The following is a 19,222-nucleotide window of genomic DNA, read 5'->3' as shown; positions in this document are numbered from 1 at the left end:
GTGCAACATGTTGCAAGGGCGCCAAGCCGAGTGCGCGCAACTCGACCAGCTCCTCGACGCCGTCCGGGACGGCGCGAGCCGGGCCTTGGTGATACGGGGCGAGGCCGGGGTCGGCAAGACGGCGCTGCTGGACCAGTTGGCCGGACGAGAGCAGTTCCGCATCTTCCGCATCTCGGGTGTGCAGTCCGAGATGGAGCTGGCCTTCGCCGCTCTCCACCAGTTGTGCGCACCGATGACGGACGAGATCGAGAACCTCCCCTCCGCCCAGCGCGACGCGCTGCGCGCCGCGCTCGGAACGGGGCCCGGACAGGTGCCCGATCGTTTCCTCGTCGGTCTCGCCACCCTCGGTCTGCTGGCCGAGACCGCCCGCCACCAGCCCATCGTCTGCCTGGTGGACGACGCGCAGTGGCTCGATCAGGCATCCTTGCAGGTGCTGGCCTTCGCGGCCCGCCGTCTGCTGGCCGAATCCGTCGGGATCGTCTTCGCGGCCCGCGTCCCGGACGAGGCGGCCCCGTTGACCGATCTGCCGGAACTGATGGTGAACGGCCTGCCCGACAAGGACGCGCGGGCTCTGCTGCGCTCGGTGCTGCCCGGCCTGTGGGACCAGCAAGTCGTCGACCGCATCGTCGCCGAAGCCCGCGGCAACCCTCTGGCGCTGTTGGAACTGGCGAAAGAGCCGTTCTCGTCGGAGCTGGCCGGAGGATTCGGACTGCCCGGCACGCGCGCCCTCACGAGCCGTATCCAGAAGCTCTACGAGCAGCGGGTCGTGCGGCTCCCCCCGGAGACGCGACAACTGCTGCTGATCGCGGCCGCGGAGCCAGCAGGTGAGCCGGCCTTGCTGTGGCGTGCCGCGGATCGGCGGGGCATCGGCATCGAGGCGGCGACACCCGCGGTGTCCGCCGGACTTCTCGCGATCAGCGACCGGGTCCGGTTCCACCATCCACTGGTACGTTCGGCCGTCTACTGGGCCGCCGAGTTGGAGGAGCGCTGTCTGGCCCATCGCGTGCTGGCCGACGTCACCGACCCGCAGGCCGATCCTGATCGCCGCGCCTGGCACGCGGCCCAGGGCACCGTGGGCACGGACGAGAGCGTCGCGGCGGAGCTGGAGCACTCGGCCGGGCGCGCCCGGGCACGCGGGGGGCTGGCGGCCGCAGCGGCCTTCCTGACCCGGGCGGTGGAACTAACGCCCGATCCGGTCCGACGCCAGGAGCGGGCCCTGGTCGCCGCCCGCGCGAACCATGAGGCCGGAGCGCCCACCGCGGCGCTCAGAACGGTGGCCATCGCGCAGGCCGGCCCCCTCGATGCCCTCATCCGGGGCCAATTGGACCAGCTGCGCGCGCAGATCTCCTTCACCGTGGACCGTGGAGGCGACGCCCCCGGCCTACTCATCAAGGCAGCCCGGCAGCTACAGCCCTACGACCTCCCGCTCGCCCGCGAAACCTACCTCGAGGCGATCAGCGCGGGGCTGTTCGCCGGCCCCCTGGCGACCGGCGGCGGCCAGCTCGAAGCGGCCCTGGCGGCGCGCACCGCACCGACGCCGCAGGATCCGCGCGCGGTCGACCTCCTCCTGTACGGCCTGACCGTGCTGATCACCGAGGGGCACGCGGCCGGAGCCGCACGCCTGCAGCCTGCACTGCGCGCTTTCCAGAGCCCGGAGCTGTCCAAGGAGGAGGGCATGCACTGGCTCTGGCTCGCCGGTACCTCGGCAGCGACGCTGTGGGACGACGAGACCTGGAACGTACTCGCCGCCCGGCACATCGGGCTCGCCCGGGAGAGCGACCGGCCCACCGCGCTGCCGCTGGCCCTGACCACCGGCATCGCAGTGAAACTGTTCGCCGGCGAGTCGGGCGAGGCCGCTGCACTGTCCGAGGAGGTGGAGACGGTCTCCGAGGCGGTCGGCATCCTCCCCCCACCCCACGGCCCACTGCTGACCGCCGCCTGGCAGGGACGTGAGACGGACTACGCCAAACTGCTGCGAACCGTCGTCGCGTCGGCGACCCAGCGGGGAGAAGGCAGCGCGCTGATCGTCAACGGCTGGACCAAGTCCATGCTGTACAATAGCCTGGGCCGATACAAGGACGCGCTGCGCGCGGCCGGAGAAACCACCGAGCGCCCTGAACGCGAGACGAGCGCCGCGGTGGGATGGGCCCTCGCCGAGTACATCGAGGCCGCCGCCCGCACCGGCGCCTCCCGGCAGGCCGCGGACGCCCTGCGGCAGCTCGCCGAACGGACTGGTCCGAGCGGCACCGACTGGGCGCTGGGCGTCGAAGCACGCTCACGGGCCCTCGTGACTGCGGGTCCCGCCGCAGAGACCCTCTACCGGGAGGCGATCGACCGGCTCTCCCGTACGGCCGTCCGCAGCGAGCTGGCCCGGGCGCACCTCGTCTACGGCGAGTGGCTGCGGCGTGCCCATCGCCAGGCTGACGCCCGGGAACAACTGCGCGCCGCGCACGAGTCGTTCTCGGCGATGGGCATGGACGCCTTCGCCCGGCGAACAGCCCGTGAACTGCTCTCCACCGGGGAAAAGGCCCGTCGGCACACCGCCGATACTGGCGGCGAACTCACTCCCCAGGAAGCGCAGATCGTACGGCTCGTGCGAGAAGGGCTGACCAACGCCGAGATCGGCGCCCGCATTTTCATCAGTCCCCGCACTGTCGAATGGCATCTGCGCAACATCTTCGCCAAGCTCCGGGTCACGTCACGACGTCAGCTGCAACGCACCACCCCCGGGCCGAGAACATGACTGCCGATACAACTGCCCGGGCGCCGTGAACCCAGCGGCGACGGTCACGTCACTCGAAGCCGCAGCCGGGGTTGGGAGCGTCTTCCGCGAAGGGAGCACCGTGCGGCAGCACGTACAGCACCTTCAGCACGACGTCCGTACTGCCCAGGTTCCGGCCGATGTGGACGTGGGAAGCCCCAGCGGCTTCCACGATCGGGCTGCCCGTCGGGTACGTTCCGTCGGACGCGCAGGTGGCATCGAAATGACTGAGGGTGCCCTCGGATACGTACGCGTACAGCGTGCCGTCGTGGTAGTGCCACCCGGTTGCCTGACCAGGCGGGATCGTCACCTCCCGCAAGATGTAGTCCGTGCCTCCCACTGTCGTCTCCGCGATCACCTTGCCGGTCACCCCGGGGCCTGCGGGGGTCGCGTGAGCCGGGCCGACGGTGAGCGAGAGTGTGGTGAGAGCGGCGCCGACGGCGCCCGCACGTATCACGTGACGCATGGTGTGGTCCTTCTGTCGGGAGAAGCAGGGAACGTTGTCAGAGCAGTGCGATGCGCCAGCGTCGAGGGTCCGGATCATGAGGGTCCGTCATGGGCGATGCGCAGACTCGCGGCCCAGTCGGCGAAGGAGGTCCACGCGATCCCCGGACAGGCGTGGTGCAGCGCGCCCACGTCGACGCGGTATCCCTCCCCGTTCAGGAACTCCCACATCGCCCCCATCTCGGCACTTCCGCCCCGTACCAGCGAGAGCGGAGTCTGCTCTGCCCGCACGTCGATGCCCAGAGCACGGCTGAGCGCATCGGCCATCTGCGCGGGCGTGGGGGCGTCGGACGCCACCTCGATCCGCTTTCCGAGATGGCCTTCGGGGTCGGCCACGATGGCCGCGACGAGAAACCCGAGATCCTGCCGGGCCGTCTGTTGCAGGGGCCGGTCGGGGGGCAGGGGCAGCCGGAGGCGGCCGGATCGCAGACTCTGGAGATCCCCGAGGAGGTTGTCGTAGAAGTAAGTGGGCGCCACGACGGTGGCGGGTGCTCCCTGTTCGGCGAGAAACCGCTCGATCCTGTGCTTGCTCTCGAAGTGGGGCACGCCCGTGGACCGGTTCGCGGAGGCCACCGAGGACAGGACAAGGTGCGGCAGACCCGCCGCGATCGCCGCCTTCACGATCTCCCGGCCCTGCTCCACCTCCGCGTCCGTGCCCTGTTCGAACGGGGTGGTGACGGCGAACGCGGCGTCCGCTCCGGCGAAGGAACGCCGCAGCGAAGGGCCGTCGGTGAGGTCGCCTCGAATGAGCTCCACCCCCGAGTCCGCCAGCGCCCGAGCCCGCGCCGAGTCGGTGCGACGTACGACGGCACGGACCAGGTGACCGTTCTTCAGCAGTGCGTGCACCACCGCACTCCCCTGCCCTCCGGTCGCTCCGAGAACTGTCACACGTCCGGCCATATATGCCCCTTCATGAGAGTTGCTGTGTGCTGTCCGGGATCGCCGGACGAGAGGAGTGTCAGCGGCAGTTCAGGAAGCCGGTCGCTCAGCGACGGCCTGTCGCGGGCCGGCCGCATCCGCGGGAGGCGACGTCGATACGCCGTCGGCCGCGTGCAAAGCGGAGCCGTCCCTCCTCGGCCTGGGCGGAGTCGGCGGCGGTGTCGGAGTCGAACCGGGCCAGGCGTCGCAGCGACTCGGCTACGGCACCGGTGCGCGCGTTGACGGCGGCCAGCTCCTCGCGCAGCATCTGGATACGTCCCTCCAGGGCCGCAGCCTCCGCTGTCAGGGACAGGACGGTGGCCAGGAGGTCATCGCGGTTCTCGGTGTTCTCTTGAAGCATGTGGCGTCTTCTCTCTGTCACGGGCCGGGGGAACAGCACGGCCCGTGGTGCGAGTGGGGGGTGACAACTGGTGTGTGCGGAGCCCGGACAGCTCAGAAGCGGGCCCTGGTGCGTCGGCCGACGGCGTGCAAGTGCCTTCGCGTGTTCTCCATGTCTGACGACCTCTTCTCTTCGCTGTCCGGTCGGGAACCTGCTCGGGGGCTCCCCTCTCATGGACCGGACAGCCGTCTCCGCTGTGACAGTCCTTTGCCTCAGCGGAAGCGGGACATCGTCTGACCGGTGCGGGGCGCTCTGCGGCGGCGCGGAGGGAGGGTTACCGCACGCACTAGACTTGTTGGATCCATTACGTATATTCCAGCGTTGCGGGGATGGCGATGAACCGAGGAGACGCCCGGCGTCGGGAGCATGTGCTCGCGGCAGCACTGCCGGTTTTCGCCACCTTCGGATACCGGAAGACGTCAATGGACGCCGTGGCCCAGGCGGCGGACATCTCTCGCCCCGGCCTGTACTTCTTCTTCGCCGGCAAGGAGGAGCTCTTCCGCGAGACCATGCGCCAAGCTCTGGACCAGGCCATGGGCGATGTCCGTGCGGCTCTCGCCACCGACGACGACATCCAGGCCCGGCTCGTCTCCGCGCTCGACGCCTTCCTTGGCCGCTACGTGGGCACGCACATCAACGAGGGTGTCGACACTCTGGTACAGCACGGCACGGCGGGCCTCAATGACATGTACGACGACTACAGGGCCGCTTTTCTGAGTGCGCTCGCCCAGGCCGTCGCGGCGTCGGGGCCCCTGACGGGAGCCGTCACACCGCGTGAGATCGCGGAGGTCCTGCACGCCGCCGGCACGGGGTGGAAACACCGTGTCACCGACCGCGCGGAGTTCGTCGACAGGCTCACCACGGCCGTTCGTGTGGCGATGCGCTCGTAGGGCGGCACCGTTCCCGCGGCCGGCTGTGGAGATCGGTGTCTGCGCCGCCCGTGCATCAGCGGCTTCGGGGCGCGATGCGCTGGGTCGGATGACGGCGCCGAGGACGGGAACAGGGATGCCTGCGGGCGCGAAAACATGGGCTCCCCTGTCTGCCCGCGGTGTCACAAGTGGCGGCTCCGCGCTGTCCCTCTTGGCACAGACAGAATCGGACGACATCAGCAAGTTCGGACGACATCAGCAAGTAGGGCACAAATGAGCGTCATGGCGGCAGGCGAAACGGTGTGTGCCGAGCTGGGACGGGGCCGGTGACACCCACGGGCAACGTGCCGGGAGGCCCGGCCTCGGTCCCGACTTAGCGCGCTGACACGGCCTCGTCCCTGTGGCAGGCCGAAGGTCCTCTTCCGGTCCGAACCGCCCGGTGATCGTCAAGCAGATCGCGTTCTTGGGCCCTGACCATTCTGGAGTTCTTGGGCCCTGACCATTCCGGAGACATCCCATGAGTCCACACCCCAGCGCACCCGAACCTCGTTCCGCACACATGTGCGCCGCCCATGTGGAGACCCTCGTCCAGGCGTTCCTCGTCTGCTCGGAGGAAAGCACGGTCCCCTTCACCGTCCGTCTCAGCTACACATGCTCCGATCCCTACGCGGCGACCGTCCGCTTCCCCACCGTCGACGACCGACGCGCCCCCACGACCTGGACCTTCGCCAGGAGCCTCCTGGAGGAGGGCCAGCGCGTCACGTCCGGAGAGGGCGACGTCAAGGTCGTCCCCTGTGGCCCGGACTACACGGGCTTGGAGCTCTGCAGCAGGGCAGGCCGTGCCCTCATCCTGCTGTCCGCCCACGACCTGCGCGGTTTCGTCGAGGCGACCTATCGCAAGGTGCCCGCCGGCTCCGAACACCAGTTTCTCGATATCGATGACGATGTGTCGCGCCTCCTTGGCGACACACACTGAGCGTTCTCCCCTCCACACACGGCGCCCTGCGTGGATGAACCGAACGAGGGCGTGTGCGCGGCCGGACAGCCCCGACGCCCTCGCGCGCGTCAGTCGGTGCCAGCGGTGGCCTGTTCCCAACGGGCGTACTCGTCCATCAGCTCGGCGAATCGATCCCGGACCAAGTGGAGGCCGTAGGAGTTGACCGCGAAATGGAGCGGCGGTTCTTCGGACCCGGTGATGTCCGCCACGGCCGCCATGGACCGTGCGAGGTCTCCCCTGACCGCATGCGCGGAGAATTCGGCCATGGCGGCGTAGGCCGGCGTGTATGCGTCGAGAGGGGCAGCAGGCATCTTGGAGTTGGCGGTGAAGTTGGTGCTGTACCCGGCCGGCTCGACGAGAGTGACGTGGACGCCCAGCGGCCGGATCTCCTTGGCGAGCCCTTCCGTGAGGTTCTGGACCGCACTCTTCGAGGCGCAGTACACAGCCATCGTCGGGAGGCTGACGTGGCCGCCCATCGAGCCGATGTTGATGATGTGGCCGGAGCCCTGTTCCCGCATGTGCGGGAGTACGGCCTGGACCACCTGGACGATGCCCACCACGTTGGTCTCGAACTGGTCGCGCACCTGGTCCGGACTGATCTCCTCGACCGCGCCGAGCTGGGCGTAGCCGGCGTTGTTCAGGACGGCGTCGAGGGTCTTGAAGCGCTGAATCGTCTCCTTGACGGCGCGCTCGATGCTGTCGCCGTCGGTCACATCGAGTCGTGTGACAAGCACGTTGTCCAGGTCGGCGAACGCCGGGTTGGCTTTGGCCGTGTCCCGCATGGTGGCAACGACGTTCCAGCCGCGCCCTGCGTACTCGAAGGCGGCCGCTTCTCCCATGCCGGTGGAAGCTCCGGTGATCAGGACGGTCTTGGACACGAGACCTCATCTCCAACGGAAAGATCTATACCAACTAAACAACCTTCGTTCTTTCCGTATAGTAACAGCATGTGGCGTGACGGCCGTCCGCTACGTGGTGAAGAGGCGCGGCTTCTTCCATGACCACGACACTGTCGCGTCCGCTCACTCATGCAACGGTTCCGGCCTCTTGCCCTGCCGCCGGTCCGGGTCTGTTCCACCTTCCGTGCTCTTCAGCCCGATCTCGATGACAACCGGCTGCGGCCCGGGCTGTTGCCGGCCGTCCCCGATGGTGTTGTTCAGCAGTGCCCGGCCGATGGCGTGGGCTTTGTGGACCGCTTTGTCGGCGACAGGTCCCGCATGGTTCTCCCGGACGGTGGAGGTCCACAGGTTCAGCCAGCGCTCGAAATGCTCCGCTCGTAGCGGTCTCCTGCTGTGCAGTTCCCGGTGTGCATGAAGGGCATTGCGGCGGTAGGCGCCGGGAGCAAGCAGCTGGCTCTGCCAGAAGTCGGCCATGACGGGCAGGTGGGCCGCCATGTCGACGCGGGCGGCCTCGGTGAAGAACGGACCTATGAGGGGGTCTTCGAAGACCTTGCCGTAAAACGCGTTCACCAGGCGCTCCACGTCCTGTCGGTCACGAATGTCGCGAAGTCCCCCGGATTCGGGGCACGCCGCGCGGGAGGCGGAGTGGGTCATGTGTCCTCCGAGGACGCGTGGCGGGTGCGCGTGGGCGCCGCGCTGCCACCACGGGGTGCCTTCGCCGACGCGAGCGGCTGGGGGCAGACCTCGACAACCCAGTACGTCTCCCGGCCCTCCGGCTCATGCGGCTCGAAGGGCCGGAAGCGCGGGGCGCGCTACTTGCTGAGCCAGAGGTCCGGTCCGAAGACCTCGTAGTGAATGGCCGAGGCGTTGAGGCCCTTGGTGAGGAGTTCGCTGCGGACCGAGCGCATGAACGGCAGGGGCCCGCACAGGTAGGCGGTCGTCCCTTGGGGCGGGGTGATGGCGTCGAGCGAGACCCGGCCGTCGGAGGCGCCGAGCGCGGCGAGTTCGTCGGCGTCCGCCTCGTACCAAAGGTGCAGCGACGCGTTGTGCAGGCGACTGACCAGTTCAACCTGCTCCTCGCGGTGGGCATGGTCGGCGGGCGAGCGGTCGGCGTGCACCACGAGGATCCTGCGAGAGGAAGAGGCAAGAGCAAGGTGGTCGAGCATCGACAGCATGGGGGTGACGCCGATGCCGGCAGAGGCCAGCAGCAGGGGTGTGTCCCCATCGGGGAGAACGAGATCACCGAAGGGAAGCGAGACGTCGATGAGGTCGCCGACCTGTGCGTGCGCGTGGAGCCAGGAGGAGACCTCGCCTTCCGGCACGGAACCGTCAACGGCCCCTTCCCGCTTGACGGTGATCCGCCAGGTCTTCTGTCCAGGCGCAGACGACAAGCTGTACTGGCGGATCTGGTGCGCGCCATCGGGCAGTTGGACCCGCACGCTGACGTACTGTCCGGGGCGGAAGGACGCTGTGGGCAGGCCGTCGGGCCGGCGCAGTACCAGGGAGACGGTGCTGGAGGACTCCTCCTGGCGCTCGGCTATCTCCATCTTGCGCCAGACGTCTCCGTTGGCGACGGACGCCTGCGCGTACAGCCGCGCCTCCTGAGCGACGAGGGCGTTGGCCATCAGCCAGTACACCTCGTCCCATGCCGCCGCGACCTGCGGGGTGACGGCGTCACCGAGTACCTCGGCGACGGCCCCCAGCAGGTGTCGGCCGACGATCGTGTACTGGTCGGGAGTGACGCCCAGTGAGGCGTGCTTGTGGGCGATGCGCGACAGGATGGCGTCGGGCCGTTCGTCGGGGCGCTCCACCAGCACGGTGGCGAAGGCGGCGACAGCTCCGGCGAGGGCCTCCCGCTGGGTGCCGTTGGCCTGGTTGGCCCGGTTGAAGAGGTTCTTCAGCAGGTCGGGGTGCTCCTCGAAGAGCCGTCGGTAGAAAAGCTCCGTGATCTGCCCCAGAGAAGCGCCCACGGCGGGAAGAGTGGCTCGCACGACCGGGGTCGACTGCGCGGAGAGCATCAAGGACTCCTTTAATTCGCTTATAGAACTCTAATTTTTGGCCAGGCCGGGACACGGCTCCGGCTCCGGCCGAACCCCGGAACGGGCGGGCGTTTCAGCCGGGCGGGCCGAGGGAGAGAAGCACGGGTCCGGTGGGGCTGGCCACGAGGTCATCGATGGTGAGGTGGTCGAGCGAGGAGTAGAAGGCCTCCTGCGCCTTGCGCAGGGCGTGCCGCAGTCGGCACGCGCCGGCCAAGGGGCACGGCTCCTCCCCTTCACAGGTGACGACTTCACCGCCACCCTCCAGGTTCCGCACCAGCTCCCCGACCCGCGTGTTCCGGCCGGCCGACGTAAGAGCCAGTCCCCCGTTGCGCCCACGCCGCGCCTCGATCACGCCCAGGTGTTGCAGATGGGTGATCGCCTTCGTCATGTGTGTGTAAGGGACGTTCATCCCGTCCGCGATGCGCTTCGTGGTCAGCAGTTCCTGACCGTCCATGACGGCCAGGCGCATCACCGCACGAAGAGCGAGATCCGTATACCTGGTCAGCCGCACGATCAGACACTATCAATCTCGCATCTCAGATGCGTATTAACATCGTGTGATTCACGCCTCACTCGCCGATGCTGAGGCTGTGGACCCCTCAGACGCTCAGGAGAGCGCCGGATCGCCGACGGGCCGTAGGAGAGGGCCGGGGACCGGCAGTGTCACAGACAGGATGACGGCCTGGTCCTTAGTTGAGGGCGCGTTCCGACCCCGCGCCACGGAGACCGGTGTGGCAGCCGCTGCACAACAAGCGAACAGATCAGCCGCTGAGGCGAGGTACCAACAAGTGGGCACCATCTCCCGACAGGCCGCGCCCCGCCATGTCCTTGGCGAACAGCGGGGCTTCTCCGAGGGGCCGTCGGCCGTCCTCGATGCGTTTCGGTCGCAACGTCGGCGGTTCATAACCTCCCTCAGGGCGTTCGACGCGTCCGCCTGGCACACCCCCACACGCTGTGCGAGGTGGTCGGTGCACGATGTCGTGCGCCACGTGCGCGACAGGGCCTTGCTCCACGTGGCACGCCTCGGCGGCCGCCCGGATCAGTTCGGCGTGCCCGCGGCGATCCACCAGCCGACAACGCCTGTCGGCCGACCCGCCCATTCGGCCGGGCAGACACCCGACGAAACGCTGCGGGAGTTGATCCTCCTGGTCGACGAAGAAGACCGCCTGCTGCAACGCAAGGCACGCCTGGATCCGTCCGAGACCAGGCTCGGGCCCTTGCGGAGGACCCTGCATTGGTCTGTCTCCTCGACGCACTCCTTCTGGGACGCCTGGGTGCACGAGCGGGACATCGCTCTGCCCCTGGGCCTGAAGCTGCCTTATCCGATCGCAGAACTGCGTCTCGCCACCATGTACGGCCTTCTCGCAGCGGCGGCCCCGGCAGGCTGGGCGGGAGAGTACATTCGCACGACAGTGCAGCTCGAAGGGAGCCGGGACCCCAGTTACGAGATCACGCACGCCGGGGACAACATCAAGGTGATCACCTCTCCGGAGTCCGATGCCGAGTTGGCCGGGGACGCAGTGGCGGTCCTGGACAGTCTCGCCGGGCGCGGCCCCATGCCCCGAGAAGTGTTCGGCATCGCCAGTGCCGTGGTCTCCCAGTTGACCCTTCTGCGCGAAGTTGCAACCTGACCGGCGGATACTCAGGCGCAGCAGTCTCCACCCAGCTGTCACACACGGCCCTGCCATCCGGTCTTATCGGCATGGGATCAATAACAGTGCGCCGGATCGTCCTCGGTCTTTTCATCGCGGTGGGCCTGTTCCACGCTTGGGGCTACTTCGCACCCGAGACCTGGTACAGAACGTTCCCGGGCATCGGGCGTGGTTGGCTCGAAAGGCTCGGCCCCTACAACGAACACCTCATGAAAGACTACGTGTCGATGTTCATGGCCATGACCGTGCTGACCGTGGCCGCTTGGCGTTATGTCGACAGTGATCGATTCGTGCAGACCGCTGGGCTTTCCTGGCTCACCTTCAACGTGTTCCACCTCATCTACCATGTGCAGCACTTGGACATGTACAGCACGGGCGAGAAGATCACCATGGTGTCGGTGCTGTCACTGCTGACACTCGCCTCCGCTGTACTGCTGGCGCCTGCCCCACGCGCAAAGGCCACAGCAGACGATGAGGGCCAGGTGTTCCAAGCTCAGTAACGTCCTGGAAGCGGGCCGACCCGACGGCCCGCCCCGGACGTGCCGGTGACGAACGTTCAACGAGCGCCGGCAGGCGACCCACCCCTGGACGGCATCCTCCACCCGGCCGCACAGCAAGCTCCGCCGCCACAGCATCAACCGCGTCTACGATCACGGGAAAGCAGCGTGTTTCCGAGCACGTTGGAGTACTCCTGCCCACCCTGTGACTGCTACCCGCGGAGGCACCGGCACCATGAACACGCCCCACCGGCCGACTGACGACTCGCTCGACCGGGCGGCGGACGAGTTCCTGCGGCAGCGCCCGCGCCTCTTCGGCATCGCCTACCGCATTCTGGGCAGCGTGGCCGAGGCCGAGGATGTCGTCCAGGATGCGTGGCTGCGCTGGCAGAACACAGACCGTGGCACAGTGGTCGATCCAAAAGCGTTCCTGGTGACGACCACTGTCCGACTGGCCATCAATGTGGCGCAGTCGGCACGCATGCGCCGCGAGACGTATGTGGGCCCCTGGCTGCCCGAGCCTGTCGACACCAGCGTAGATCCCCAAGTCGGCGCCGAACGGGGCGAGGCTCTCGAACTCGCGATACTGGTACTGCTGGAAAAGCTCAAACCCCTGGAGCGAGCCGCTTACGTACTGCGCGAGGCGTTCGACTATCCCCACCATCAGATCGCGGACATCCTCCAGATCAGCCAGGACAATGCCCGGCAGATCGTCAGCCGGTCCCGCAAGCGGCTGACGAACGAACACCGCAAGCCAGTGGACGATGCGGAACACCGACGCCTGCTGGACGCGTTCGTCGCAGCCGCCCGGCAGGGGGACCTGGGCGCCTTGGAAAGGCTGCTGACGGAGGACGTCGCCTCGTACGCCGACGGCAATGGCATGCGCGGCGTGGCACGGATCAAGGTGACGGGCCGTCGTCGTACTGCCCAACTCGCCGCCTTCTCCAGGAAGTTCCTGCCTGACGCCGAGTTCCACGTCGTCGAGGCCAACGGCGGTCCTGCCGTTCTGATCGTCAAGGACGGGGTCGCCCGCGCTCTCGTGACCATCACCGTGGGAGACGACGGTATCGACGGGCTCTACTGGGTGATGGCAGCGGACAAGCTTCAGGCATACGCCCGCTCGGCGCATCGCGTGCTCCCGCGCGATGCGCAGCAGTAGAGGTCGGTTGCCTGGGACTGACTTCGAGCTGGGGCACCAGGCCGGGCGCAGGGGGCACGCCGGGGGCGGCGCGTTAGGCCGGGGGGCGGCGCGCCAATGATCATGTCTGACACGTGGGACGTCCCGACCGGAATACCCGAGAACCACCGGGCGCCGGAAGCTATAGAAATCCGGCGCCCGCCGTCCATAGACCGGTCCCCTCCGCCTCGACCGCCGAGGGCACGGTGCCACGGAACGCTAGCGGGCGGAATTGGCGCGGTACAAGCCGCGACCCGCACGTTGAATACGCGAAGCCCCCACCAAGCGGTCGAGTGTGCTGCGAACGGCATTGATGCTTCCGGCGCCCTGATCGCGGCCGAGCGCGGCGGCGACGTCACGAGCGCGCACGCTCTCACCGCCGGTTCCGGCGAAGTACTCCAGGATCTGCTCGGTCAACTGCCCGTACTTGCCCTGGCCCGTGTCCGTGTCGGCAGTGCGGGCAGCGGGACGCCTGGCGGGGGCCTGCGTCCGCTCCGCAGGCCGGGACCGGTCGGCGGACGCCACGGGCTCCTCGACGAGAGGCTGGTCCCTGCTGTCGCGTGCGCTGTCCGTGGGCCCGGCCACACGTTGCCCCACCGGTGCCGTCGAGGTCTTGGCCGTGCTCAAAGGCATCAGGTCCTGAAGGGCGCGCAGCGCTCTCAGCACGGAGCCGTGATGCGCAACCACCGCCGCGAGCTCACGCTCCAAGGCTTGCCTCTGCACTTCAAGTCGGCTCAGTTCTTCCTGAAGACTCTCCGCAGCGTCCTCAATCCTCTGTGCCGTGTGAGCTACGGAGACCATGTGTTCCTCTCATCTCAACCCTGTCTGCCGCCCCCGGTATCGTCCGCTTCCATGCCGGCTCGGTCATCGAAGGGAACCGTATGCACCATGTGCAGCAGCCCAACCGGGTCATAGATTAGTACGGTCGGCATGACACGACTTGGAAGTGGCCTGGCGAGGCCGCACATTGGCCACACGTTCCGCGACGAGAGCCACGCCGACTTCGCTTATGCGCCGTGTCACAAAGACGCCGAGCCCATTGTCTTTCACGGTATGGAGTCTGAACCCACCTGGAACACCTGGTGTTGGCGGTGGCAGTACGTCTGCCACTCCGGCAGGGCTTGGAAGCCCTGCATCGCGAGCGTCGATGCCCTGACCCCTCGCAGGTCTACCGTTCGGGGGCAGAAATGAGGACCTTCTGGACAAATGTCACGTGGTTCCTGGCCGGTGCCGCGCTGGTGTTGGGGGGCACGCTGCCGTTCGTCACCACGGGGAAGGCTGCCATCCTTCCAGTGCTCTTGCTGGCGGTGCCCGTAGCGCTCATCGACGGGGTTCGCCGGTACGGCTGGGTGACGCTGCTGTTCTTCGTCGTGGAAACGCTCTTGATCAGCAACTTCTTCGAGAACCTGAGCGTCGAGACCGGGTTCCCGTTCGGCGACTACCACTACACCGGCGGCCCGCAACTGATCCATGTGCCGATCTACATCGGTCCGGTGTATTTCGGCCTCGGCTATCTCTGCTGGCGTGTGGCCGAACTGCTGCTCGCCGACGGCCGACGCCGAGCCGTGGACATGGTCGCGGTGCCGGCCTTGGCCGCCGCGCTGATGACGGTGTTCGACCTGGGCAGCGACTCCGTCGCCTCGACCGTGAACCACACGTGGGAATGGGAGCGTGGCGGTGGCGTCTTCGGTGTGCCGTACACCAACTATCTGGGTTGGTGGCTGGTCACCTATCTGTTCTTCCAAGTCTTCGCGATACATCTGTCCCGCCGCCGGGCGCCAGTCCAGGAGGCCTCACCAGCGGCGGCGGCGATCGTGTACGCAGCCCTCGCCCTGAACGCGGTGGCCTACTTCCTGGTCGCTGACGACTACACGGTCACTGACCCTTCCGGGGCGGTCTGGAACCACCAAGCCCTGGCAGAGACCATGATGCTGATCAATCTCTCTGCAGTCCTCCCCTTTGCTCTCCTCGCTCTCCGTTCAGCCGCTCGGAAACCGCGGAAATGACAGCACCCCCGCGGCGAAGTCACGCCGAGAGGGTTCCCGCCGTCGGGCGTTCTTCCGGTTGACTCAAGGCCGGCCAGCCTGAGGATTTCACCGAGTTCCACTCAGCGCGGCGCTGCCCGACTTGACCTCGACAACCTCCACCATCGGACGCTCGGAAGTCCCTCGTGCGATCAGCCCGACCACTCCCCCATTCCTGGGACCACACCGGCGCCTCGACTACACAGAGCGATTCTGGCTGGGCTACCGCACCAGATCCCTGAAGCGACGCCCGTCAAGTCCGGCGGGCGGCTCGGCCACCGAGGGTGTGGTGATGGCCAGTGCTCAGGCCTCCGGTTGTGGCGTGCGGATGCCGTCGATGATGCGAGTCCAGTTGTCGCCGCCGTGCCCGTCCTTGATCGCGCGGACGTAATGGCGTTGAACCGCGCGAGGCAGGGCGAGGTCAATGCCCGCCTGCTCACTCGCCGCGACGATGTGGTCGGCGGTGGCCCCCATCATCGTCACGGTGCTCAGGGTGCCCGGGTGCTCGCCGGCATCGATCTGGGCGGCCGGGTTCTCGCCCGCCCCCAGCATGGCCGGTATGCCGACCAAGGTCCGCATCAGCTCCGGGAAGACGTCGCCGGCTTTGAGGCCCTCCGACTGCAGCAGTGCGACGGCGTGCGTGAGTGACGACAGCGTGGTGAGGAACACGTCGAGATGCGCCAGGTACATCAGCTGGGCCAGGCCGGGGTCCTCGCCGAGATAGCGCGGCGTCCCGATCCGGGCGAGCGTTTCCTGATGCCGGTCCATCGCCTCACGCGGTCCGCTGTAGTACGCGTACGCCGCCTCGGTGCCGACCATCGGAGCCGGCACCATCACACCGCCGGTCAGGAACGCCGCTCCGCGGCCGGCCGCCCATGCCGCGGCCTGACGGGTGCGGTCCGGGGTGTCGGAGCTGAGGTTGGCCAAGGTCCGCCCCCGTAGAGACGCCGTCGCGTCGCCCAGGATGTCCCACATCGCCTGGTAGTCGGTCAGGCTGAGGATGCTGAGGTCGCTGGCCGCGACGGCTTCCGCGGGGGTGGTGGCGAGTTGTGCCCCTGCCGCGACCACGTCGTCGGCGCGACGTGGCGTGCGGTTCCACACCGTGACCGGATGTCCGGCGCGCAGGAGGGAGCGGGCCATTGCCTGACCCATCGGCCCGAGACCGAGCACGGTGACAGGTGAGCGAGTGGGCATGCGTGAAACTCCTTGGAGACGCTGAGGTTTGATCACTTGATCGCTTGCTGACCAGCCTCGCCGTCGCCACCGTCCATCGGAAGTACCGACTAAATAGTGGGGTACACACCAGTTGGTAAGTGCCCCCACCCACCTGAACCGAACGAGGTGCGTATGCCTGGCCGTCGAGGTCCCTACATCTGCGGGATCGATGCCGCACTGGATGTCGTGAGCGGAAAGTGGAAAGGCCTCGTCCTTTGGGAGTTGCATGCCCACGGCACCCGCCGCTTCGCCGAGCTGCGTCGAGCGCTCCCCGGAGTGAGCGAGAAGATGCTCACCCAGCACCTCCGCCAGATGGAAGAGGACGGGCTCATCCACCGCAAGGTCTACGCAGAAGTGCCGCCGAAGGTCGAGTACTCCCTCACGCAGGCAGGCGCCGCGCTCAACGAAGCACTGCGCCCGCTCGGCGATTGGGGAAGGGAGCGACTTCGCCAGAACGGGCTCGCCGTCGAGGGCCCCCCGCCGCCGAAGGACCCGACAACGGCCTGACCCGCCCCCACCGCGCCGAACGCCGCGTCACCGCGGTTACGGCATCAGGCGACGAGGAGGTGAAGCCGGTGGGGGCGGGCCGGCATCTGACAGGCCGCCTCCGTCGTTTCGAGATCGCCTCAATGGCGTGTGCTGGGTTCGGGCGCCATGTGCGCGCCCTGCCCGCGGCGGCCCGCCCCTGCGCACGATACGGTCGCTCGGATCGACGAAGGGGAAAGCAGATGACCATCCAGTGGCCGGGACTGCCGGGGGACCTTCCGGATCTCGAGGTGCTGGGGGCACGATGGGCGCTCGTGGCCGTCGTGACGGCGACCACCGAGGCGGAGGAGAGTGCGGGCTACCGGACCGGTACCTGGATCGACGACGAGGGCCTGCACCTCGACGACTGCGGCTGCACCTGGTGTACGCAATCCAGTGACGAGCGCTCCCGACTGCTCCTTCAGCTTGGTCTCGTCCAGATGGTCGGCATCGAGCTTGTACGGGCCCCTCCCAGATCAGCCAGGGCAGCACCACGAACAGCAGCAGTGCCCCTGCCATGATCAGCGCGTACAGGCCCCAACGCCGGGCAGCCTGCTTCAACCAAACTCGAATCCGCCGACGCTCCAACGGGGTCAGAGCCTGCCAGCGCTCCCCGGTTCTGGCGCAGGATGCGCTCCGGGTGCAGTGTTCTCATGCCTCCGTGCATGCAGGGTGAGCGGCATTCAGTTGCAGCCCTGCCCGACGCATCCCAGTGCGAGACCGCAGGTAAACCCCGCCTGCTCAAAACTGACCGCGGCGCCAGAGAACTCTGCATCAGAGAAGTTGACAGAGCCGCCACAGAACACAGCCTCGCTGAAGCTCACCGAGCCACCAGAGAGCACGGCTTCTGAGGGATCCCCACTGTCGAAGCTGACGCCAGTGAAGTCGAAGTCGTGGCCTGCCAAGAGTGGTGATGATGCGCCGGCAGACGTAGATGGTCGCGAATGAGCCGGGGAACGGTGTGACGGACTTCCCGAAGAGCCAGATAAGAGTGGTGCGCTGCCGCATCGCTGCCTGCCAGGACGACGTACGTGGTGCGCCAGCTGAGGTGTTCGCCGACGGTGGCCGTCAGGGGTGCGAAGGCGGTCGAGGCGAGGCCCCGGAAAACGTGACGATCGTGAGTACACGGACGCGCTCCTCTCCCCACCAGCGGGTGAGGGCGGCGAAGGCCGGCTACGTCGGACGCCCACGGTCCACTTCCGCACGCCAGAAGGCAAGACTGTCTTCTGTGGCCCAAGTCTCGGGGTGCTGCGGCCCAAGCACACGCAACTGATCAGCAAGCAACTCGACAAGGGCTGTGGCTGCGCCGACGGGGTCGCCGACCCTGCCAATCCAATGGGCGAGATGGCGGCGTGCGGAGAAGGTGTGAGGATGCTCGGGCCCCATCACGCGCAGCCGGTCGGCCAGCAATAGCTCGCCGCCTCGGCAGGAGTGAACAGACCTATGTCGATATGGACGCGGCTTCGTCCGCGGAGGGCCGCATCTCGGCGGCGGGTGGTGATCAGCACTTGGCCACCGGGGCTGGCGGGTGGCCAAAGGCCACGAAGGTCAGCGGGGTCGGCCAGGTCATCAAGCACGATCAACCATCGGCGATCGGTCGTCTCGGCCCACGCCAGGAAACATGCGGCTGCCTGCTCGGGATCGCGCAGGTCCCCTGCCGCCACGTCTGCCCCAAGACGCCCGTAAGAGCTGACGATTGACTCGCGGCTCGATGCGGTGACCCAGGCCACGAGGTCCACGGCCCCGTCTCGCCAAGAACAGCGCGCGTAGTGCGCGGCCAGCTGGGTCTTGCCAACACCACCTGTCCCGGAAAGGACTTGGCACAGAACTGCGGTGCCACCTCCGGCTACCGCACGCTCCAGCACCTCCACCGCGTCACGGTGTTGGAAGCACTCCGCTTGCCGCGGAACGACGCCGACGGCATGCGGCCACACCAGCGGCGCCGACGGCGCTGCGTAGTAGTCGAAGCGGTTGATGCTGTGGGCGGCGACGCTGTGGTGGTGCGCGTTGATCGCAGGGCCTGTGAACTCAAAGATCGCCGGGGTGGCTCCGGGGGTCGTCAGGTGTGCCCCGGGCCCGGCCTCTGAGGGTTTCCGATCGCCACGCCGCCCATCACGCCAGCAGCAGCCGACCCCCGATCGGCGCGGATGTCGACCGTTCCCTCGACGGCGAGTCCGCCATCACCGGCAGCTACCCCGCCAAACGACTGTTGCCCGTACCTGACCAGCTCGTTGAGATGCCGGACCAACTGCGCACGGTCCTCGTTGTCGGCGTCCTCCAGGAGATCGTGAAAGCGAGTCTGCCAGACGGCCACCAACCTCGCACGGGCTAGTTCCCGCCCCTCAGATCCAGCACGCTCCAACTCGACGACGGACCCGTCGAGTCGTTCCAGCAGAACGCCCTCTGCCCCGTCTCCATGGCCCAAGATCCGAGCCACGCGTTGACGCAAGCCCTGCCAGGCGTCCGTGCCCGCTGCCGAGGCCACAGCGGCCCCGGCCGCCGACGCCAGCGCGACCAGCGGCTGATCCAGCATGCTGCCCCCTCGAAGCACACCGAGTGCGATAGGCCCACCACCGAGCGTACTGATACACGGGGCGCCCGCCCAGAGGTGTACAGACGAGTGCGCCCAGAATGCCTCTGGCGTACAGCCGCCGAAATCTGCGTTGGGTGGGGCTGCATCACCCAGCCCCACCTGACCCAGTTTCCACTCACATCAGCTCGGCCCTCAATACCCCAGCCATACAA

21 protein-coding genes and 1 pseudogene are annotated in these 19,222 nt (G+C 67.7%); 9 read left to right on the top strand and 13 right to left on the bottom strand.

The annotated features are described in order from the left end of the window. Nucleotides 1-7 precede the first annotated feature (7 nt). Entirely contained in the window at nt 8-2,743 is a 2,736-nt protein-coding gene (locus IQ210_RS32160) for a helix-turn-helix transcriptional regulator (RefSeq protein ID WP_194082678.1), read from the top strand. 49 nt (nt 2,744-2,792) lie between these two features. On the opposite strand, the gene IQ210_RS32155 is transcribed toward IQ210_RS32160, so the two are convergent. The 3 genes from IQ210_RS32155 to IQ210_RS32145 all read right to left on the bottom strand — a co-directional run bounded on the left by IQ210_RS32155 (nt 2,793) and on the right by IQ210_RS32145 (nt 4,544). Then, a complete protein-coding gene (locus IQ210_RS32155; RefSeq protein ID WP_194082677.1) occupies nt 2,793-3,227 on the bottom strand; it encodes a cupin domain-containing protein in 435 nt (144 codons plus the stop codon). Nucleotides 3,228-3,301: 74 nt separating this feature from the next. Next, nucleotides 3,302-4,165, bottom strand: coding sequence for an NmrA/HSCARG family protein (locus IQ210_RS32150; protein WP_194082676.1), 864 nt, complete (start codon nt 4,163-4,165; stop codon nt 3,302-3,304). 85 nt (nt 4,166-4,250) lie between these two features. Continuing rightward, the gene (locus IQ210_RS32145) at nt 4,251-4,544 is read right to left on the bottom strand and encodes a hypothetical protein (protein WP_194082675.1); all 294 of its coding nucleotides are present in this window, start codon (nt 4,542-4,544) and stop codon (nt 4,251-4,253) included. A 368-nt stretch (nt 4,545-4,912) separates the two neighbouring features. On the opposite strand from IQ210_RS32145, the gene IQ210_RS32140 reads away from it, so the two are divergent. Together IQ210_RS32140 and IQ210_RS32135 are read left to right on the top strand one after the other, a co-directional pair. Next, the gene (locus IQ210_RS32140) at nt 4,913-5,473 is read left to right on the top strand and encodes a TetR/AcrR family transcriptional regulator (protein WP_194082674.1); all 561 of its coding nucleotides are present in this window, start codon (nt 4,913-4,915) and stop codon (nt 5,471-5,473) included. A gap of 496 nt (nt 5,474-5,969) precedes the next feature. Further along, on the top strand, nt 5,970-6,428 hold the full coding sequence (locus IQ210_RS32135; protein WP_194082673.1) for an SsgA family sporulation/cell division regulator: 459 nt from the start codon (nt 5,970-5,972) through the stop codon (nt 6,426-6,428). A gap of 89 nt (nt 6,429-6,517) precedes the next feature. Here the strand turns inward: IQ210_RS32135 and IQ210_RS32130 are convergent, their stop codons facing one another. The 4 genes from IQ210_RS32130 to IQ210_RS32115 form a co-directional block, all read right to left on the bottom strand. Further along, nucleotides 6,518-7,327, bottom strand: a complete 810-nt coding sequence (locus IQ210_RS32130; RefSeq protein WP_194082672.1) for an SDR family oxidoreductase — start codon at nt 7,325-7,327, stop codon at nt 6,518-6,520. A 144-nt stretch (nt 7,328-7,471) separates the two neighbouring features. After that, entirely contained in the window at nt 7,472-8,002 is a 531-nt protein-coding gene (locus IQ210_RS32125; RefSeq protein ID WP_228048684.1) for a group III truncated hemoglobin, read from the bottom strand. Nucleotides 8,003-8,160: 158 nt separating this feature from the next. Beyond that, on the bottom strand, nt 8,161-9,366 hold the full coding sequence (locus tag IQ210_RS32120) for a globin domain-containing protein (RefSeq protein ID WP_194082671.1): 1,206 nt from the start codon (nt 9,364-9,366) through the stop codon (nt 8,161-8,163). A 94-nt stretch (nt 9,367-9,460) separates the two neighbouring features. Continuing rightward, nucleotides 9,461-9,898, bottom strand: a complete 438-nt coding sequence (locus IQ210_RS32115; protein WP_194082670.1) for an RrF2 family transcriptional regulator — start codon at nt 9,896-9,898, stop codon at nt 9,461-9,463. Nucleotides 9,899-10,061: 163 nt separating this feature from the next. Between IQ210_RS32115 and IQ210_RS32110 the strand changes: the two genes are divergently transcribed. From IQ210_RS32110 to IQ210_RS32100, 3 genes are all read left to right on the top strand, one after another. Beyond that, nucleotides 10,062-11,018, top strand: a complete 957-nt coding sequence (locus IQ210_RS32110; RefSeq protein WP_228048682.1) for a maleylpyruvate isomerase family mycothiol-dependent enzyme — start codon at nt 10,062-10,064, stop codon at nt 11,016-11,018. An 86-nt stretch (nt 11,019-11,104) separates the two neighbouring features. Then, nucleotides 11,105-11,539 (top strand): hypothetical protein, encoded by a 435-nt coding sequence (locus tag IQ210_RS32105; protein WP_256785317.1) that lies wholly within the window; start codon nt 11,105-11,107, stop codon nt 11,537-11,539. Nucleotides 11,540-11,771: 232 nt separating this feature from the next. Then, nucleotides 11,772-12,695 (top strand): sigma-70 family RNA polymerase sigma factor, encoded by a 924-nt coding sequence (locus tag IQ210_RS32100; RefSeq protein WP_194082667.1) that lies wholly within the window; start codon nt 11,772-11,774, stop codon nt 12,693-12,695. Nucleotides 12,696-12,932: 237 nt separating this feature from the next. Here IQ210_RS32100 and IQ210_RS32095 read toward each other — a convergent pair whose 3' ends face one another. After that, nucleotides 12,933-13,514, bottom strand: coding sequence for a hypothetical protein (locus IQ210_RS32095; protein WP_194082666.1), 582 nt, complete (start codon nt 13,512-13,514; stop codon nt 12,933-12,935). Between the two features lie 386 nt (nt 13,515-13,900). Between IQ210_RS32095 and IQ210_RS32090 the strand changes: the two genes are divergently transcribed. After that, nucleotides 13,901-14,719 carry a carotenoid biosynthesis protein gene (locus tag IQ210_RS32090; RefSeq protein ID WP_194082665.1) on the top strand — a complete coding sequence of 273 codons (819 nt, stop codon included), beginning with the start codon at nt 13,901-13,903 and terminating at the stop codon, nt 14,717-14,719. Between the two features lie 321 nt (nt 14,720-15,040). Here IQ210_RS32090 and IQ210_RS32085 read toward each other — a convergent pair whose 3' ends face one another. Next, the gene (locus IQ210_RS32085) at nt 15,041-15,931 is read right to left on the bottom strand and encodes an NAD(P)-dependent oxidoreductase (protein ID WP_194082664.1); all 891 of its coding nucleotides are present in this window, start codon (nt 15,929-15,931) and stop codon (nt 15,041-15,043) included. A 153-nt stretch (nt 15,932-16,084) separates the two neighbouring features. On the opposite strand from IQ210_RS32085, the gene IQ210_RS32080 reads away from it, so the two are divergent. Then, entirely contained in the window at nt 16,085-16,459 is a 375-nt protein-coding gene (locus IQ210_RS32080; protein ID WP_194082663.1) for a winged helix-turn-helix transcriptional regulator, read from the top strand. A gap of 221 nt (nt 16,460-16,680) precedes the next feature. Beyond that, nucleotides 16,681-16,998: a hypothetical protein gene (locus IQ210_RS47445; protein ID WP_228048680.1), complete on the top strand. Its 318-nt coding sequence runs from the start codon at nt 16,681-16,683 to the stop codon at nt 16,996-16,998. 162 nt (nt 16,999-17,160) lie between these two features. Here the strand turns inward: IQ210_RS47445 and IQ210_RS32070 are convergent, their stop codons facing one another. From IQ210_RS32070 to IQ210_RS32060, 4 genes and pseudogenes are all read right to left on the bottom strand, one after another. Then, nucleotides 17,161-17,382, bottom strand: a complete 222-nt coding sequence (locus tag IQ210_RS32070; RefSeq protein WP_194082662.1) for a hypothetical protein — start codon at nt 17,380-17,382, stop codon at nt 17,161-17,163. A 110-nt stretch (nt 17,383-17,492) separates the two neighbouring features. Beyond that, nucleotides 17,493-17,650 (bottom strand): annotated as a pseudogene (locus IQ210_RS47440) (MFS transporter); the annotation flags it as partial. Between the two features lie 212 nt (nt 17,651-17,862). Continuing rightward, entirely contained in the window at nt 17,863-18,348 is a 486-nt protein-coding gene (locus IQ210_RS32065; protein WP_194082661.1) for an NB-ARC domain-containing protein, read from the bottom strand. Between the two features lie 188 nt (nt 18,349-18,536). Then, nucleotides 18,537-19,010 carry a hypothetical protein gene (locus tag IQ210_RS32060; RefSeq protein WP_194082660.1) on the bottom strand — a complete coding sequence of 158 codons (474 nt, stop codon included), beginning with the start codon at nt 19,008-19,010 and terminating at the stop codon, nt 18,537-18,539. Nucleotides 19,011-19,222: the final 212 nt, after the last annotated feature.

Origin of the sequence: Streptomyces justiciae (assembly GCF_015163075.1) — a bacterium.
GTDB lineage: Bacteria > Actinomycetota > Actinomycetes > Streptomycetales > Streptomycetaceae > Streptomyces > Streptomyces justiciae.
The sequence above is the reverse complement of the archived record's forward strand: the minus strand, read 5'-3'. Positions and strand labels throughout refer to the sequence as shown.